Origin of the sequence: Streptomyces sp. NPDC017993 (assembly GCF_044328065.1) — a bacterium.
Taxonomy (GTDB): domain Bacteria; phylum Actinomycetota; class Actinomycetes; order Streptomycetales; family Streptomycetaceae; genus Streptomyces.
Map to the genome: position 1 here is coordinate 13,575 of NZ_JBIRGO010000024.1, position 17,123 is coordinate 30,697.

At 68.0% G+C, this 17,123-nt stretch carries 14 protein-coding genes and 2 pseudogenes; 8 read left to right on the forward strand and 8 right to left on the reverse strand.

Features of this window, described 5'->3' with window-relative positions; all coding sequences use genetic code 11:
* Positions 1-9: 9 nt before the first annotated feature.
* From ACH4FH_RS32660 to ACH4FH_RS32670, 3 genes are all read right to left on the reverse strand, one after another.
* Positions 10-1,173 carry an LCP family protein gene (locus tag ACH4FH_RS32660; protein WP_398559565.1) on the reverse strand — a complete coding sequence of 388 codons (1,164 nt, stop codon included), beginning with the start codon at positions 1,171-1,173 and terminating at the stop codon, positions 10-12.
* A complete protein-coding gene (locus ACH4FH_RS32665) occupies positions 1,170-3,263 on the reverse strand; it encodes a bifunctional polysaccharide deacetylase/glycosyltransferase family 2 protein (protein ID WP_398559643.1) in 2,094 nt (697 codons plus the stop codon). Before ACH4FH_RS32665 ends, ACH4FH_RS32660 begins: the two co-directional genes overlap by 4 nt.
* A gap of 1,239 nt (positions 3,264-4,502) precedes the next feature.
* Entirely contained in the window at positions 4,503-4,742 is a 240-nt protein-coding gene (locus ACH4FH_RS32670) for a hypothetical protein (protein ID WP_398559566.1), read from the reverse strand.
* A gap of 366 nt (positions 4,743-5,108) precedes the next feature.
* On the opposite strand from ACH4FH_RS32670, the gene ACH4FH_RS32675 reads away from it, so the two are divergent.
* Positions 5,109-6,053, forward strand: a complete 945-nt coding sequence (locus ACH4FH_RS32675) for an erythromycin esterase family protein (RefSeq protein ID WP_398559567.1) — start codon at positions 5,109-5,111, stop codon at positions 6,051-6,053.
* 72 nt (positions 6,054-6,125) lie between these two features.
* On the opposite strand, the gene ACH4FH_RS32680 is transcribed toward ACH4FH_RS32675, so the two are convergent.
* Complete coding sequence (locus ACH4FH_RS32680; RefSeq protein ID WP_398559568.1) at positions 6,126-6,341, reverse strand: hypothetical protein; 216 nt, start codon at positions 6,339-6,341, stop codon at positions 6,126-6,128.
* Positions 6,342-6,997: 656 nt separating this feature from the next.
* Here ACH4FH_RS32680 and ACH4FH_RS32685 point away from each other — a divergent pair.
* Entirely contained in the window at positions 6,998-7,183 is a 186-nt protein-coding gene (locus ACH4FH_RS32685) for a hypothetical protein (RefSeq protein WP_398559569.1), read from the forward strand.
* Positions 7,184-7,200: 17 nt separating this feature from the next.
* Here the strand turns inward: ACH4FH_RS32685 and ACH4FH_RS32690 are convergent, their stop codons facing one another.
* Positions 7,201-7,791, reverse strand: coding sequence for a TetR/AcrR family transcriptional regulator (locus tag ACH4FH_RS32690; RefSeq protein WP_398559570.1), 591 nt, complete (start codon positions 7,789-7,791; stop codon positions 7,201-7,203).
* Positions 7,792-7,920: 129 nt separating this feature from the next.
* Here ACH4FH_RS32690 and ACH4FH_RS32695 point away from each other — a divergent pair, with 129 nt between their 5' ends.
* The 3 genes from ACH4FH_RS32695 to ACH4FH_RS32705 all read left to right on the forward strand — a co-directional run bounded on the left by ACH4FH_RS32695 (position 7,921) and on the right by ACH4FH_RS32705 (position 11,074).
* Positions 7,921-8,652: an SDR family oxidoreductase gene (locus ACH4FH_RS32695; protein WP_398559571.1), complete on the forward strand. Its 732-nt coding sequence runs from the start codon at positions 7,921-7,923 to the stop codon at positions 8,650-8,652.
* 501 nt (positions 8,653-9,153) lie between these two features.
* A complete protein-coding gene (locus ACH4FH_RS32700) occupies positions 9,154-10,647 on the forward strand; it encodes an APC family permease (protein ID WP_398559572.1) in 1,494 nt (497 codons plus the stop codon).
* A 1-nt stretch (position 10,648) separates the two neighbouring features.
* Positions 10,649-11,074 (forward strand): universal stress protein, encoded by a 426-nt coding sequence (locus tag ACH4FH_RS32705; protein ID WP_398559573.1) that lies wholly within the window; start codon positions 10,649-10,651, stop codon positions 11,072-11,074.
* Between the two features lie 178 nt (positions 11,075-11,252).
* On the opposite strand, the gene ACH4FH_RS32710 is transcribed toward ACH4FH_RS32705, so the two are convergent.
* Positions 11,253-12,476, reverse strand: coding sequence for a saccharopine dehydrogenase family protein (locus ACH4FH_RS32710; protein WP_398559574.1), 1,224 nt, complete (start codon positions 12,474-12,476; stop codon positions 11,253-11,255).
* Positions 12,477-12,604: 128 nt separating this feature from the next.
* Positions 12,605-12,754: pseudogene (locus ACH4FH_RS32715) on the reverse strand (transposase); the annotation flags it as partial.
* 1,051 nt (positions 12,755-13,805) lie between these two features.
* Here ACH4FH_RS32715 and ACH4FH_RS32720 point away from each other — a divergent pair.
* From ACH4FH_RS32720 to ACH4FH_RS32730, 3 genes and pseudogenes are all read left to right on the forward strand, one after another.
* Complete coding sequence (locus ACH4FH_RS32720) at positions 13,806-14,834, forward strand: AMP-binding protein (protein ID WP_398559644.1); 1,029 nt, start codon at positions 13,806-13,808, stop codon at positions 14,832-14,834.
* Positions 14,835-14,982: 148 nt separating this feature from the next.
* Entirely contained in the window at positions 14,983-15,576 is a 594-nt protein-coding gene (locus ACH4FH_RS32725; RefSeq protein ID WP_398559575.1) for a hypothetical protein, read from the forward strand.
* Between the two features lie 72 nt (positions 15,577-15,648).
* Positions 15,649-15,801, forward strand: a pseudogene (locus tag ACH4FH_RS32730) (IS701 family transposase); the annotation flags it as partial.
* Between the two features lie 140 nt (positions 15,802-15,941).
* On the opposite strand, the gene ACH4FH_RS32735 reads toward ACH4FH_RS32730, so the two are convergent.
* Positions 15,942-17,099, reverse strand: coding sequence for an FAD-dependent oxidoreductase (locus ACH4FH_RS32735; RefSeq protein WP_398559576.1), 1,158 nt, complete (start codon positions 17,097-17,099; stop codon positions 15,942-15,944).
* Positions 17,100-17,123 lie beyond the last annotated feature (24 nt).

Genomic DNA, 17,123 nt, shown 5'->3' on the forward strand with positions numbered 1-17,123 from the left:
GTGGCCCCGCTACCGGGCTCGCCCGCTCTCGACGTCCACCGGCCGGTCCCGTGCGAGCTCGTCGAAGAGCTTCCTGGCCCGCGCCTTGTCCCAGAGCACCGCGTTGCCCTTGGAAGTGGGGATGCCGACGTCGCTCACGGGGACGTTGATCTGCTTTCCGTGCCCGCCGTTGACGCCCTGGATCGCGCGGAACATGGTCGTCAGGTCCAGCAAACCGGTCTCCCGGTCGACGATGAGGGTGTCCAGCCCGGCCTGGAGTGCGGGATAGAGCGCGAAGGGATTGAGCAAGGTGCCCCGCGCCGTGGCCTTATGGGCGAGAGCTGACAGGAACTTCTGCTGGTTCTTGGTGCGGCCCAGATCGCCCTCGGCCTCCTGATGGCGCTGGCGGACGAACGCGAGGGCCGCGGTGCCGTCCAGAATCTGGCAGCCCTTCTTGAGGTCGGCGCCGGACTTCTTGTCCTTCAGGTCCCGGTCGAGGCACATCCGTACGCCACCGACCGCGTCGACGAGGTTCACGAAGCCCGCGAAGCCGATCTCCGCGTAGTGGTCGATCCGCAGACCGGTGTTGTGCTCGATGGTGCGGCTGAGCATCTTGGGGCCGCCCATCGCGAACGCGGCATTGAGCTTGTTCTTCGTGGGGCCGAAGTGCTTACCGGTTCGGGGACTGGTGAAGCCGGGCACGGTCAGCCAGGAGTCACGCGGCAGGCTCACCATGGTCGTGCCGTGCGCGCCGGTATGCAGAAGGATCATCGAGTCGGTGCGCCGGCCACCGGCTGATCCGGTGTGCAGCTCCCGTTTCTGGCTGTCGGTGAGCCCTTCCCGGCTGTCGGAGCCGACGATCAGGTAGTTGGTCCCCTCGCCGGTCCGCTGCGCCCCGCTGGGCTCCGCGAGATCGACGCTGTTGTTGAGCGTGTTGCCGGCCCAGGCGAGGGTCCCGACGGGGACGCCCAGCAGCGCCAGGACCAGCGCGACCACTGCCCGGCGCAGCGGACGCACGGGCTTGGGGCGCCGGCGCCGGCGGCGCGGGCCGTAGCGGGACACCCGTGCCGTACCGCCGGTCTGCGCACCGCCGACCGCGGGCGGGAGCGGGCCGGTGCCCTGCCCCGCCACGGACGATTCACTGTCGGCCCACCGCTCCAGCGGCTTCTTCAAGGTCCAGCTCTCCTCGGTCATTTCGGCGCCAGGGTGGTCGGGTGGATGACGGGCTCCTTGAGCAGATGCTCGTTGGCCGTGCCGGAACGCTGCATGCGGTGCCACTTCAGCCGGGTGCCGAGCAGTGCGGTGACCACGGACTGGATCACCACGAGATACAGCAGCTGCCGATAGACGAACAACTGGAGGGGAAGGACCCACAGGGCCCGCAGCTTCTCGTGGTCCAGCCGCAACGCGTATCCAGCGATGAGCAGTTGCACGGCGAGGAAGCCGAGCCAGACGCCGACCGACTGAGCGGTGTCGCCGAAGCACACCCCGTACAGGGCGAAGACATCGACCACCGGCGCGAACAGCGGCAGCGCGACCTGGAACAGCACGAGATACGTGAGGCCGCGGCGGCCGAACCGTCCGGCCGGACCGGCCTCCACCAGGGCGTGCCGGTGCTTCCACATGGACTGCAGCGTTCCGTAGCACCAGCGGTAGCGCTGAGCCCACAACTGCTGGAGTGTGCTGGGCACTTCGGTCCAGGCGATGGCCGTCTCCTCGTAGACCACGTGATGGCCCAGCCGCCACAGCGCCATCGTGAGATCGGTGTCCTCGGCGAGGGTGTCGCCGCTGACGCCGCCGATGGCGATCAGCGCGTCCCGGCGGAAGGCGCCGATGGCCCCGGGGACCGTGGGCATGCACTCCAGTACCTCGTACATCCGTCGGTCCAGGTTGAACCCGAGAACGTATTCAAGGTGTTGCCATCTGCCCAGCAACCGACGCCGGTTGCCGACCTTGGTGTTCCCGCTCACCGCGCCGACCACGGGATCGGCCAGCGGCTGGATCAGCCTGTAGAGGGCTTCCGGCTCGAATACGGTGTCCGCGTCGATCATGACGATGATCTCGTGACGCGCGTAGCTCAGACCGGTGGTGAGCGCCCCGGGCTTACCGGAGTTGGGCTGCCGCACCACCGTTACCCGCGGGTCGCGGATGCCCCGGGCGATCTCCGCGGTCCGGTCCGTCGAGCCGTCGTCGATGACGACGATCTGCAGATCCGTGTGTGTGGACGCGAGCAGCGAGTGCACCGTGGCCGCGATGCCTGCCTCTTCGTTGTGCGCGGGCACCAGCACCGTCACCGGCTCGTTCACCTCGCGTAGGACGGGCACATCGGCACGGTATCCACGCCGGCGCCGTACCTGGACGCGGGCGAGGTGGGCGAGCAGCGCCAGCCGGAGGATGCCCAGCGCGCCGGCGATGCCGAGCGCCCAGGTCATCGAGCGCGCGAAGGCGTGCCCGACGGACTGCATCCAGATCAGTGCCTGGCCCTGGATGCGTTCGGCGAGGGAGGCCGGCGTGACGAGCGTGGGCCGCCCGAGTCCTTCCGTGACGGTGGTGAACCGCCCCACGTCCGGGTCGCGGAGCAGCTTCTTGGTCTCGGCGTAACCCAGCGCGGTATTGCTGAACTGCCGCACCACACCCTCGGGTGGCTTACGGGAGCGTGGGGTGGCCGCGACCAGGAGATAGCCCTCGTCGGTGGCGCGCCGGGCTGCCGTCCACTCGGGTCCGCACATCGTGTCGGCGGTGGTGGTGTGCGGCAGGCGCAGCAATCCGGTATTGACCTGTCCGGAGCCGGCCAGGGCAATCTGAGTGAGCGTCAGCTCCAGTTGTCGGCGGACGGACGAGGCGGTGCCGAGGTCGCCACCGGTGTAGGTGTACGAGCCGATCTCGTGCCCTTCTTCGTGGATCCGCCGCACAAGGTCGGGATGCCGGGCGGCCTGGGTTCCGTAGAGGAAGAAGGTGGCGTGCGCATGGTGCGCGCGCAGCAGGTCGAGCAGGCGGGGCGTCCACTCGGGGTCGGGCCCGCCGTCGAAGGTGAGCGCCACGGTACGCAGCGGCATGGCCGCCGTCTCGACGCCGCGGGAGGTGACGCGCAGCACCGGATCTCCGTTGTCCGCGGACTGCGGAATCGGGCTGGTGCACGCGCGTTTGGTGCGGGCGCCGTCGACCTCGTGAGTGGTCCAGCCCTCGAAGAGCAGCGACGCGGCGACTATGGGGAGGATGAGCATCAACAGTAACCAGTGCCAGCGCGGAGGGCGGCGCATTGCGTGCCGCCCCTGTCCTGCCATCGCCACGATGGCCCCTTTCTGTCCAGGAGACATGCCAACGGGCGAGGCGTGCGTCCGCGCGCCCGCGCCATGGCGGCACGCGCGGACGACCACGCCTCGGTGGTGCGGGAAGGTCACACCTCGTGGGTGGAACTCACCGGTCGGCGTTTCTCACGGGGACAGCGCTGGGGACGGACGTGGGGGCATCGGTAGGGGCAGTGGAACTGCCGGTGGACGGCCGCGATGTGGGGTCGCGGTGGGGGAGTGCAGGCCCGGGTTCATCGCCGCCGGCGGGCGAAGCGCCCGCCGGCAGACCGGACTCGTCACGAGCGGTGTGCGTCGGAAGTGGGTCAGCCTTTCCCGGTGCCGGATTTCCGACCGGTTCCAGGAGGCTGCCGAACACCGCGGCAAGGACCACCAGATATCCGGCGCAGATGCATCCCAGGGTCAATGCGGCACGACCCAGGAGCCTTCTGCGCCGACCTGAGTGATCGACAAATACGGGACGAATCTCTTGCTTACCGAGGCGACTGCTGTGGGGGGTAGCGGTTCGCATGGGGGGTGAGTGTAGCTATTCCTCGCGAAGGAGAATAGACAAGATCAGCAACGCGTTCCCGGCCCACGACACGGACAAAGCTCGCAGGATGCGACAAGACCCCTGACTCTGAATTATGTTCGCTGCTCAACATACTTATTCAGGCACCCGCACAACGCCGCGCCAGTACGGGCCCGAGCCCCCTCCCCGTCGGGTCGTCGAACGCGCCGTCGCCATTGCTACTGTGAAGTAACTCACAAGGCGCGCCAGTTAGTCGCGGCCTTCGCCCACCGGCCCGCGACACGGGGGGCGGTGACATGCCATCACGCACCGCGGCCGCGGATTCCCTCACCCACCCCTTCCTGGCCCCTCACTCCCTGGCCCCCACTCCCTGATCTCCTCGGCATCATTCCGAAACCCTCACGACATACGCGTTTCACAGAACTCCCAGGATTTCACCACCGAAATCCTCACCGGCTCAACAAAACCCAACCCGCTGACTCACCCCGTCCGGTGCGCTTAATATCCATGAAATCTGCACCGCCACTTCCCGTACCGGGAAACGGGTCCAGGGGTCCGAAATTCGCCCTCCACAAGAAGGACAATTCCTCCTGCAGGAACCGCCCCTGGCGGCGATACTCACTCGGCCCCGGCCGGCCGTCGGGGGCAGGCAGCATGGTGCGGGTGCGAGGGTGGCCCTTGGGGGCCGGGGTGTTGGTGAGGCGTCAGCGGAACAGGTCCTGATAGGTGAGGCCCGGCGCGTGCTGTGCCCACTGATCGCGGTTCAGACCGCCGTCGGCCACCTGGCAGGCCAGGCGCTTCGAGTCGTGCGCGGCGGCAGGCAGCGCATTGAGGTTCCACAGGCGCAGCGTGCTGTCGCCGCCGGCTGTCAGCAGCGTACGGCCGTCGGGGGTGAACGCCACGTCGTCGACGCTGTCGTCAAGTGGTGGCGTTTCGCCCGCCACCTGGGGCTGTTGCAGATCAGGGACGCGGGGAAACAAGCGGAGGCCGGGTCCGCCCTCTGGTTGGCCGTCAGCTGGACTTCCTCAGCGCTGTTTCAGCGAAGGTCAGTCCTTGCAGGGCGAGTCGTTGTGTTTCGTATTCCCTCACGCTGACCGTTCTTCTTCCTCGACGGCCTCAAAGCCGCCGAGGACTTCCGAAGCGCGCACCCGTCCTGGTTCGCGCTGCTCACCAAGACCCCCATCGAGTACGAGCAGCTCTACTCCAGCCATCGCTACCCTCGCGGGCCCTTGACCTCAACCATCCTTGAGGTCAGACGATCTCCTGGAGTGGTCCGCATGGGGCGGAGCTTGGAGACGAAGGGCAGGCCCATGGAGACGGCTACCGAATGGATCAAGAAGAACTCCCACGTGCTCGCTACCAGGAAGCCCGACGAGCCATTGGACGATTTGCGGGCGCTCGCCCCGCTGGTGCGCGACGCCAAGATCGTGGCGCTGGGAGCTGCCGCCCGGCAGACACGCGAACTGTCGGACGTGGCACACCGCATCGTGCGGCTGCTGGTGGAAGAGGAGGGGTTCCGGAGCCTGGCCCTGGAGGGCGACGACCCCGGCCGACTCGGCCTGGACGCCTACGTCGCCACCGGCGAGGGAGACCCGCGTGCCCTGCTGGCAGAGGCGCGGGCGTTCTGGCAGACCGCCGAGATCCTCGAACTCGTCCACTGGATGCGGTCCTACAGCAAGCGCCACCCGGACGACCCGGTACGTTTTGCGCACCCCCCTGCTGAACCGGTGCGCCACACCACGCGACTCGACGGCCTGGCCGAACTGGAACGCACACTCGCCGACGGTGTGACCTGGTGGCAGCAGCACACCGGCGACAAAGTCGTCTACTGGGGCGGCATGGCCCACACCGCCGTCGGCGCCCCGCGCACCGTGTCGCCCTCCGAGCCCCCGGAGACCCACCAGAATATGGGTGGATACCTGCGTGAACGCCTGGGCCCGGGTTTCCGGTCCGTCGGCCTTACCCTGGCGCACGGTTCAATCGGCCTGCCCTTGCCCACTCCAAGCCCGGACTTCGTCGACAGCCTGCTGAGCGCGGCCGCCGAGGGCAGGGCGGGATACGTCCTGGATCTGGGCATCCCGCGCCCCGAGCCGGTCCGCCGCTTCCTGGACACCCCGACCCGCACGCGGTTGATCGGCCCGTTCTATGACCCTCGGAACGATGAGGTCCACCACCTGTCGGGCGGATCACTAGCGAGCTGGTTCGACGCCGTCGTCCACACCCAGGAGGTGACACCAGCGCGGCCCCTGCCCTAAAGGACTGCCCGGCGGAGAGTGCCCGCGACGCCGGCTCTGACCGCAGCTCGGCACTGATCCGCCGGACAGGCCTTAGGCGGGTGCCGTGCCGCTTCGGCGCGCGGTGAGCAGGAGGTACTCCCAGTCCATCGCCCCGTCCCGGAGCGCGCCCGCCAGTTCGTCGAGGGCTTGGTCCAGCGCAGCGGTCTTCTCCTGGTCGTCGGCGATGTTGCGGTAGACCGCGATCGTCGGTCCGTAGACGGCCTTGAAGAACTCGCGCAATTCCTCGGGCTCCGCAAAGGCATCCACGCGGACGGTCTGTCGGCGGGCCTCGACCCCGCTGACTCGGCCGCCCAGGAGCGTACGGACGTGCTCCTCCCGGCCTCAAAGCGGCGGCGGTTGCGCCCCCGGCGGCGGAGGTGGCGCGTACGGCTTCATGGCGCTAGGTCACCCGCCCCGGCGATGAGGACGCCACACAGACTGCTGTCGGCGTCGCCGCGCCGGTTCCGGCGGTAGTGCCCAAGCGCCGCGACGGCCGGTCACTGCCGCCGGCATGAGCCGGTATGCGAAGGGCTACCGCAAGCCCATCGACTCCTGCGAAGGCTGCCTGGCCTGGGGCGACTTCAGCGGACGCCTCTGCCCTGCCTGCTATATGTTCGGCCGCAGCCACCAGACGGCCGCCTGCGCCGGCTGCCGCCGCGTCCAGCCGCTGAAGTGGGACTACTGCCGTCTGTGCTGGTGCCAGGCCCGGCTCAACGCCCAGGCCGCAGTCGGTCAGCTGACCGCTGAGGCCGACGTGAGGGCCCGAATCAACGCCGTCCGGCACCATCAGGTGTTCTTCATGGGCCTGCACCACCGCAAAGGATTGGCACCCGCCCCTCGACGACGCGGAGGACAGCAGGGCGCCTCTCGCAAGCCGCCGCCCGCGCCGGCCTGGCTGCCGAGTCCCGGCTGGAGACAGTTGCGTGCGCGGACAGGACGCGACGCTGGAGCGGCTCCGCGTCGACCGGCAACTCGAAGAGGCCCTGACCCACGGGCCCGACCCGCTCCACCTCGCCGAGGTGTTCGGGCTCGACGACAGGACCGCGATGCGCTACGCGGACTCCGCGCGAGCACTACTGGAACAGGCCGCTGAACAGCAGCTTCGATGATGTCCGGGCTTCTGCCGTCAGTCTTCGGGGAGCCGCGACGGCGCAGGTTTCAGTCCGTCCAGGGTGAGGTCGAGGAGGCGTTCGGCCTGCTCTCGCTGCTCGGGCTTGGCCGAGGTGAGGGCGATACCAGCGAGGGCGGCGAACATGTCGGTCGGGCTGATGTCGGACCGGATCGTTCCGGCAGCGGTATTGGCGTCCATGAGGGAGGTGAGGGCGGCCTGAATCATCTCGTGACTGTCGGCGTAGGGATTGGTTCCCGAGTTGACGACGGCTCGCAGGGCGTCGGCCATGCCGAGTTTGGCGGTGGCGTAGTCGATGAAGCGGCGAGTCCAGGCTCGCAGGGCCTCAGGCGGCGACATCGCCGCAAGGAGGCCGGGGACGGCGTCGCACAGCCGGGCCACTTCGTTGCGGTACGCCGCCTCGATCAGAGCTTCCCTGGTCGGGAAGTTGCGGTAGAGGGTGCCGGTTCCCACGCCCGCTTCTTTGGCGATGCGCTCGAAATGCGCATCCAGTCCCTCCTCGGTGAACACGCGCACTGCGGCGGCCAGGATCTTGTCCCGGTTCCGCTGTGCGTCAGCCCTCAGCGGGCGTCCTGCATCCCGGGCCATCAATGGCTCTCCCTTGTCTCCATTTGCTAAGTGGAGGAGCCGCCACTTAGTGTCGATGAAGTGGCGGTGCCTCCACTTTCACTGTAGGGCATGGCCGCCCCCTCTCCTCTACTGGAAGGACTGCCCATCATGTCGGGAATCGAAGGCAAAGTCGTGGCGATCACGGGCGCCAGCAGCGGCATCGGTGAGGCGACCGCGCTCCTGCTCGCCGAGCGTGGCGCGAAGATCGTCCTCGGGGCGCGCCGTCCGGAGCGTCTTGAGGCCCTGGCCGCCCGCATCGAAAGGGCCGGCGGTGAAGCCGCCTGGGCCCGCACGGACGTGACGCGACACGAGGACCTTTCCGGCCTCGTCAAGCTGGCGCGCGATCGATACGGCAAGCTCGACGTCCTCGTCAGCAATGCCGGGATCGGTCTGATCTCCCGTCTGGATGACCTCCGCGTCGAGGACTGGGAGGAGATGATCGACGTCAACCTCAAAGGGGTCCTGTACGGGATCGCCGCAGCCCTTCCCGTCTTCCGGGAGCAGGGCTTCGGGCACTTCGTCAACACCGTGTCCACCGCCGGACTGCGCATCGTGCCGCTCCAATCGGTGTACGCCGGCACGAAGAACGCCGTGCGCACCATCTCCGAGGGCCTGCGCCAGGAGGCCGGTGACAGCCTGCGCGTGACCGTCGTCTCGCCCGGCGCCGTCCGCACGGACTTCGCAGAGCGCATGGATCCGGCTGTGAAGGACCAGATCGACAAGATGATGGAGATCGCTCTTTCGCCGGACGCGGTGGCCCGCGCCATCGCCTTCGCCATCGAACAGCCGGACGGTGTCGATGTAGGTGACATCGTCGTTCGCCCCACCGCCCAGGGATAGGTCTGCGCAGCCACGTCGCACCCCACACATTCCTATCGAACCCACGGATACCCCCAGCTGACGCACACGGACCGACCCCCGAGTTCCCCCTGAACAAGCTTCAGTTCAGCTGAACCCACGGGCTCTGCGGCCTTGGGGAACATCGGTACAGCCGTTGGTGCTGAGATTGATCTTGGCGTCTGGTTGTGGATCTCCGCGTTCGGGTGAGGCTGGGCCTGGAGGCGCTGGGAAGGTCGATTACCTCGGGGGTAAGCGGGGCCCCGGGCCGGCGGATATGGACGGGCTGGGCCGCAGTGGTCGTCCGTCGCGGCGGCCTCGGCTTCGAGTCCGGCCGGACACCGCCGCGAACCGCCCCTCGGGCATGCGGGAGCTATGACATCGCCGTCCGACCGCACGACCCCACCCCCACTGCCACCTGACATACGCAAGCCTGAATGATCCAAGGGCAAAACCGGCATATGGTGCGATTCTCTGGATCCACGCACGGCGAAGCGAGGAAGTATGGCCGACGACACCGTTGACGCAAGACCTCCCCAAAGCCTCAAGGCCGATGCGATCAGCTTCCTCGACGCACTCGTCATCGGACTCAACGCCACCTCCCCGGCGTACTCGCTGGCGGCGGTCATCGGTCCGGTCGTGGCGCTCGTGGCGATCTACGCCCCTGGGGTGATGATCGCTTCGTTCGTACCCATGCTGCTGATCGCATCCGCGTTCTACTACCTCAACAGGGTCGACCAGGACTGCGGCACGACGTTCTCGTGGGTCACCCGGGCGATGGGCCCGTGGGCCGGCTGGCTCGGTGGCTGGGCCATCGCGATGACCGGGGTGCTCGTTGTCGGCTCGCTGGCCGATGTCGCCGTGAGCTTCGCGCTGCTCGCCTTCGGCCTCGACAGCTGGGTCGACAACGAGGTCGTGCGCCAGGTCCTCACGGTGTTGCTGATCCTTGTGATGACCGGCATGTGCGTCATTGGCACCGAGCTGTCGGCCAGGGTGCAGAACGTGCTGATCCTCCTTCAGGTCGCCTTCTTGCTCATCTTCGTGGTGGTGGCTCTCTACAAGGCCTATGCCGGAACGAGCGCCTTCGACTCCATCGAACCGAAGTTTGACTGGATGAACCCCTTCGGGGCCGGAGGCGCATCATTGACGAGCGGTCTGTTGCTGGGAGTATTCATTTACTGGGGATGGGAGTCCGCGGTCAACCTCAACGAGGAGACCGAGAACTCCGCAAGCGCGCCCGGTAAGGCCGCGGTCTGGTCGACGATCGTGCTGCTGGTGACCTATCTGTCGGTCGCCTTTGCCGTCGTGGCCTACGCCGGCACGACCTTCCTGGCCGACAATGCCGACGAGGAGGAGTTCATCTTCGCTCTGCTCGCGGGCAAGGTGATGGGCGGGTGGGACTGGATTGTGCTGCTGGCGGTGTCCACCTCCGCTCTCGCCTCCACCCAGACCACGATCATCCCCGCCTCGCGCACCGCGCTGTCCATGGCCCGGCGCCACGCGCTGCCCACCCACTTCGCCCGCATCCACCCCCGCTTCCGTACCCCGGATGTGAGCACCTGGTGGGTCGCGGGCATCGCCATCGCCTGGTACCTGGTGATCCGCCAGATCAGTGAGAACGCCCTCTTCGACTCCCTCACCGCGCTGTCCCTGCTCATCGCCTTCTATTACGCGCTCACGGGGCTGGCCTGCGCGGTGTACTACCGCCGCCACCTCACCGAGAGCCTCCATAATTTCCTCCTCATCGGCGCCGGCCCGCTGATCGGCGCCGGGCTGCTGGCGTGGCTGCTCGTGGAGTCCATCGGCGACATGGCCGACCCCGCGAACTCCTACAGCGGAGTCTCCTGGTTCGGCCTCGGCCCGCCGCTGGTCATCGGCATCGCGATCTCCATCGTCGGGGTGGTGATCATGGTCGTGTGGCGGCTCGTGTCCCCAGCCTTCTGGTCGGAGCGCCCGAGCGTCGCCGACCCCGACCTCGTCCACGGCAAGGAGTCCTGAGATGTCCGTGATCCTCGGATACGACCAGTCGCCGGGCGCGGCACGCGCACTTCGCGTGGCGATCGAGTTGGCGGCCGCGTTCGGCGAGCGCCTCGTGCTGGTCTTCGGCGCCGCCGCCCCGGGCGGCACCGGAGAGGAGTACCGGGCGCACCACGAGGCGATCCGCCAGGCCGGCCGTACGAGCCTCGACCAGGCGGTCAAGGCCGTCGACGAGGCGGGCGTGCCGAGCACCGTCGAGATCATTGACGAGAAGCCGGCTCAGGCGCTGCTCGACGCCGCGTCCCGCCACGACGGCCGGGTGATCGTGGTCGGCAGCTGGGGCGAGAGCCCCATGCGCGGCGCGCTCCTCGGCTCCACCCCGCACAAGCTCCTCCATCTGTCGACCGTCCCGGTGCTCTGCGTCCCGACAGCGGAGGAGGGCCCCTGAGGGGCACCTCCCTTCCGTCGGGCCCGGGCCGGGCTGCAGTGACCGGCAGTCATACGTGCCTGTACGGGTGAGAGTGCAGGCCCACGTTTCCGTGGTTGAGTCCGACCCGCAGGGACTTGCTGACCGCACCAGTGACGGACACCATGCGTTGCCTTGGGTGTGGCGTTGCCTCGGTGTGTCAGCGCTCCTCGCGCATCTTCCACGGAGATCCGTACTCGGTGAGCAGGTCGAGGAACGGCCGGGGTGGTAGTGCCTCAGGACCGAGGACGCCGCTGGCACTCCACGCGCCTCGGGCGATCAGTTCGAGGGCGATCACCGGGTTGATGGCGGTCTGCCAGACCACGGCCTGAGAGTTGTACTCGCGCATCGACCACTCGTTGTCGACGACGTGGTACAGGTACACCTCGCGCGCCGCCCCGTCCTTCGTTCCCTTGACCCAGGTGCCCGCGCAGGTCTTGCCTTTCATCCGGTTGCCCAACGTGGCCGGGTCAGGCAGGCATGCGGCCACCACGTCACGCGGAGAGACCTCGACCAGCCTGTTGACGCCGGGGACGGTCACCCTTGCCGTGGAGTCAAGCCCCAGTTCGTGGAGTGTCCTGAGCTTGGCGATGAAGTCCTCGCCGAGTCCGTACTTGAACGTCACCCGGCGTGCGTCCACCCAGCGGGGTACGAGCAACACCTCTTCGTGCTCGACGTTCACGCACTCCACCGGGCCGATGCCTTCGGGGAAGTTGAAGGTCTCCGGCTCGCTGAACGGCGCCGTGGTGTACCACCCGCGGTCCTTCTCGTAGACCACCGGCGGGTTGAGGCACTCCTCGATGGTTGTCCAGATATTGAAGGAGGGTGCAAAGTCGTAGCCCTCGACGGTGAGGTTCGCGCCGTCGCGCACACCGATCTCGTCGATCTCGTCGAAGAGTTCATCGGCCGCGTACCGCGCGAAGACGTCTGACAGCCCCGGCTCCACGCCCATGCCGACCAGGGCGAGATGGCCGGAGCGTGCCCAGGCTTCGGCCTGGGCGAACTGCTCGTCTCCGAGCTTTACTCCGCACTGCTCGTAGGGTGCGATGGCGTGCGGCGCGGACAGTGACATCGCCATGTCCAGGTAGTGCGTGCCCGCGGTGAGCGCGGCGTTGAACAGGGGCATCACGAATCGCGGGTCGGTCGCGTTCAGGAGCACGTCGCAGCGTTCGTCGACGAGGACTTGGCGTACCGCGTCCTCGTGCGAGGCGTCCAAGCGGCGTGAGCTGAACCGCCCTGGATGCTGCTCGTGCGCGGCGACTGCCGCCTCGGCGCGCGTCAGGTCGTAGTCGGCAACGACCATGTGGCTCAGGAAGTCGCGGCGGGCCGCGATATGGGTGACGGCGGTTCCGACGCCGCCCGCACCAACGAGAAGTACGCGCATGTCACACACCATTCGTCGAGAGAGCCCTCGTAGGCGGGTGCGCTGGCGGCGCTCCGAGCAATACGAGGCCGTGCATCTGGGTCAACGCCGGTGGCAAAAGGTTTGAGGAGGCACGTGCCTGATTACGCGAAGCGCCGGTAGGCCGTGGGTCGGGCAGGCCCGAACACGGCGGCAACTGCCGCCACATGCAGCCCGTAGTCGCCACGAACAAGATCGCCGCCAGCACTTCACGATCACCAGCCCCGCGCCCGGCCACCACCTTGCGGACGCATCAACGCTGTCGACGGAAGGAAGGCGGAGTGCTGTCGAACCCGCAAAGCTCGTCAAGGGTGCCCGGCCTCTGTGGCCCGGCTGGCCGCTTGGTGCCGGTCGCCGCTAGGACGTGGCGCGCCGCAGCCCATACTGCGGCTTGATCAAGGTGCGGTCTGGTTCTCCGTGGTTGCAGGGGGCGGGCTCGATGCACTTCTGCCCGTCTTGTCTGTGGTTCGCTGCTGTGACTCCGGACGATGCACACCCATGCCGTCCTTGCGGTTTGCCTCTGCGGCTTGCATGTCGAGCTTCTTGTGTCTGGCCATCTCAGCTCCTTGTGGAGGGGAGGGGATCTCCGGTACTCGACCACCTCGCTCCTACTGTTCGACGGATGCGGCCCGGTGACACGGCTGCGCCTACAGGCAAACAGCACGGCGTCTGATGCGCGTCTCGGTGAGGTCTGAACGGGGCAAGGGCACCCTCCTTCTTCCTGGTGGAGCGACCGGCCCTGCAACCACGTCCCCCGTGCCCACGGCGCCCCGGTCTCGCCCTGCCCTCGGTGGCAAGGACAAGGTGGCCGCCAACACAGGCGAATGAGGCCCCTACGGGCACTGGCATCCACCCGCGTTGCCAGACGGCCCCGCAACTCCCGCAATACAGCGCCAGGCCCCGTGCTCTCGCCGTTCGGCTCGGGGCGTCCATCACCAAGGGTCCGCCATCGGCGGGCTCCTCAAGCCTGCGCCTGCCGGGCGCTGGATGCGCTGATGAGCCTGCGGAGCAGGCAGGGCCGGCGGGGGAGGGGGAGCGCGTCTGGCGCCTGACCGTCCATAAGGCCGAGAAGGGAACCGGGCGCCGCGGAGTTGGGTCCTGGCCGGCCGTGGCGCGTTCCGTTTTGCGCGAGCTCGACTACTCCCGATGGGTGAGAGGTCCGTGGGGGCGGGGTGGGGACACCGGTGGAGGGCACATCACAGCTGTTGATCGATTGCCGTCCCATTTCCAGTGTGAGGAGAGGCCGTGGCAGGGAGCTACGTCGCGCAACTACTGAACGCGCCTACCGGCCGGTAGGCGACTCGCTTGGCCTTGTCGCAGGGCACCCAGAGGTGGACCTACCAGGACCTGGCTCAGGTCACCTCGCACATGGTGTCCGCCCTGCGCGGGAGTATGGAGCGGGAGGGGCCGGTTGCCATCCTGGCCGGGAACCGTCCTCACACCCTGGCCGTGCACCTCGCCGGCCATGTGCTCGGACGGCCGGTAGCGCACCTGGCCAGGGACAGCGCGCGTCCGGGGCTGGAAGCGTTTCTGCGTGAACTGCGGCCGGCCGCGCTGGTCTTCGATCCCGCCGACGCCGCCACTGCCAAGGACCTGACTGCGGCAGTGCCCTGCGGGCGCCTGCTTTCCCTGGGACCCGGTCCGGAGGCAACGGATCTGCTCGCCGAGACGACGGCACGCCGGCCCGGCGAGGCGTTCGCGCCACAGAGCGCGCCCCGGGACCAGATCCGCACGCTGCTGTGCACCGGAGGGAGCACGGGGGCACCCAAGGGGGTGGTCCACACGGTGGTCCACACCCACCGGATGTATGAGGCGCTCCTCGACGCGATGGCCGGCGCCGACGGCGCAGGCGTGCGGCGCCTTTTGCGCGGCGAGATATCCCACCTGTCGTGGTATATCGGAATCCCCGCCCTCATGGCGGGCGGCACCCTGTTCCTGCACGAGGGCTTTGACGCAGACCGCCTCCTGAAAGCCGTCAGCACCGACCGTCTTACTCGCATCACCCTCACCCCCGCACAATTGGTCCGGGTTCTGGAGCACCCCGACCTCGCCGCGACGGATCTCTCCAGCTTGCAGTGTGTCCTCTACGGAACCGCTCCGACCCCACCACAGCGCCTCCGCGAAGCACTGAGGCGCTTCGGGCCCGTGCTCCAGGGCGTCTACGGGCTCCCCGGCCTCATCACCAGCTTTCCGCCTGCCGACCATGTCGATGGGACGCCCGACGTCCTGTCCTCAGTGGGCCGGCCGGCGCCTGGCGCGAGCGTCGAGGTGCGCGACGCGCAAGGCCGCCCCTCCCTCACTGGGAGACCGGCCACGTGTGGGTCACCGGACCGGGCATGATGAGCGGCTACCTCTCGCACGAGAGCACCGTTCGCCACAGGGACTCAACTCTCCCTTTCTGCACGGGAATTACTGACGGCGCACCGACAACTCACGTGCCATGCGGGATCTTGACACCGCGCACACATGGGTCGCCTAGTCTCGGGGCATGGAGTGGACCGACCCGCGCGACATGGACGAAGACGAGTACGCCGAGTACCTGCGCGAAGAGAAGGCCCAAGACCACGTCAGCGCCCACAACCCGGTGCTGGAGAAGTGGCTGGAACAGCAGCGCACCGGATTCCCCGCCTGGGCGAAGGAACGCGCCGGCCGCAGGCCGTGGGACTTCACCGTGGATTCTCTCCCCCGGCTCGAAGCGCTCATCCGGGACGCGTTCGACAGCCCCGCTCAGGCCCGCAAGGTGATGGACACGCCCCTGGTCGCGGTTGCGGCCTGGTACCTCGGTGAGGTCCACAACCGCGCCTTCGGCACCCAGTGGCAGCTCCACCCCTCCTTCGCCGACGACAACCCCCACGACCACCGGCCGCACATCACCCTGCCCTGGGAACGCCGGGAGGAATTCCATTACACCGACCCCGAGCACATCGAGGACGACGCGCGCCCGATCTACTCCGCCACCGAAATCTTGTGCAACCTCCCCGCCCGGTCCGCGGATCAGGGCCTCCTGCACCGCATCAGTAGCCGGTGGGAGGTACCCACCTCCTGCGACGATTCGTCCTGCCGCTACCACCCCAACAGTTAGCCGCTGCGCAAGGCACTAGTACTGCAACGGTCTTTGTCGTGACGGTTGGACCGGTCGGTCATTGGTCTGCTCATGGGTGGGGAGCTGTCTGATGCCCGGTCGTGGGCGGGTGAACTGAAGGCTCTGCACGAGCGGTTCGTGCATCGTTTCTCCAGGTCGAAACCGAGTGAATCGACGCTTGCGCATATGCGGGGATTGATATCTCCGCTGGCGCGGAAGAACGGCGCTGGTCCGTGCTGGTCTCAACCCGGCTGGTGCTGATCGCACAAGTCCAGACGGGCGCTGCCCCACCTGGCAGCGTGAGCCAGAAATCCCACATCAGCCCTGGAGGGTGAGAAATCCCCTCCCTCCAGGGAGGGGAGGACTCAATTGGGTGTGTGGTCGGGGAAGGATCTGTCGCCGAAAAGGACTCGGCTTGCCGCGGCTCGGCCGAACGGTGTGCGGAGCAGGGTGAACGCCGCTGCTGCTGTGGCCGGCGTCCGTACGTGGGCCAATCCCCGGCGCAGTGCGAGTCGCCCGCGGAAGTTGGCGCGGAGTGCGGCTCCGTCGTAGTGGGTCATGGTTTCTGGTTTTCCGGTGTGCAGCGCGTCGTTGAGGACCTCGGCTGCGAGTTCCGACTGCCGTAGGCAGGGGTCCAGGCCGCCTGCGGTGAGTGGGGAGACCGCGCCTGCCGCGTCCCCCACGAGAAGCCCGTCGGCGCAGCTGATCCGGCGCAGCAGGCCGCCGACGGGAATGGGGCCCGCGCGCCGCTCCACCCGTTCGGGCCGCTTGATGCCTGTCAGGCCAGGCGCTGAGGTGCTGAACCGCTCCGCCGCCCGGCGAAGACCGTCTGGATAACGGTCGGCATAGCCTGCGACGCCGACATGTGCGTGCTGCCCGTCGTTGACGACCCACGCCAGGTAGCCGGGGGCGAGTGAGGGGTCGAGTACGCAGTGGAATGTCGGTGGCTCGTCGCTTCCGGGTATTTCGAAGACCTCTTCGGCGCCGACGATCAGGTGGTGGTTGCGGTCGAGAGCGAGGTCGCGGGCGACTGTTGAGCGGGCTCCGTCGGCGCCGACGACGAAGCGGGCTCGGACCACGGTCGGCCTGTCGCGACCGGCCAGGTGGAAGGTGTTGCCCTGTCGGCCGGCATATCGCGTGCCCAGTGCTATGCGTACGCCGGCGTCGGCCGCGGCGGCGGCCGACGCTTCGTAGAGTGGTGCCATGTCGCCCACCCGGTACTCGTCGCGGGAGCTGGTGAGGCTGACCGGGCGGCGCAGGTTGGGCGGGTAGAGGACGACGCGTCGGATCGGTGGTCCGAGGCAGTCGGGGGGCAGCGGGAAGTCGTCGAGCGTCTTGCGTACGAAGATTCCTGTGGTGCGGATCGCGCCGTCAAGATTGGTTCGGCGTTCGACCAGGAGCACGTCGTGGCCTTGTCGGGCGAGGAGTGTGGCGGTGTTCAAACCGGCCAGTCCGGCCCCAACCACCAGTACGTCGACACTGTCCGTGGCCCCTAGAGGGCGGGAGAGGTGGGCTGTCGTCATCGTTTGCTCTGTTCCATGTGGGTC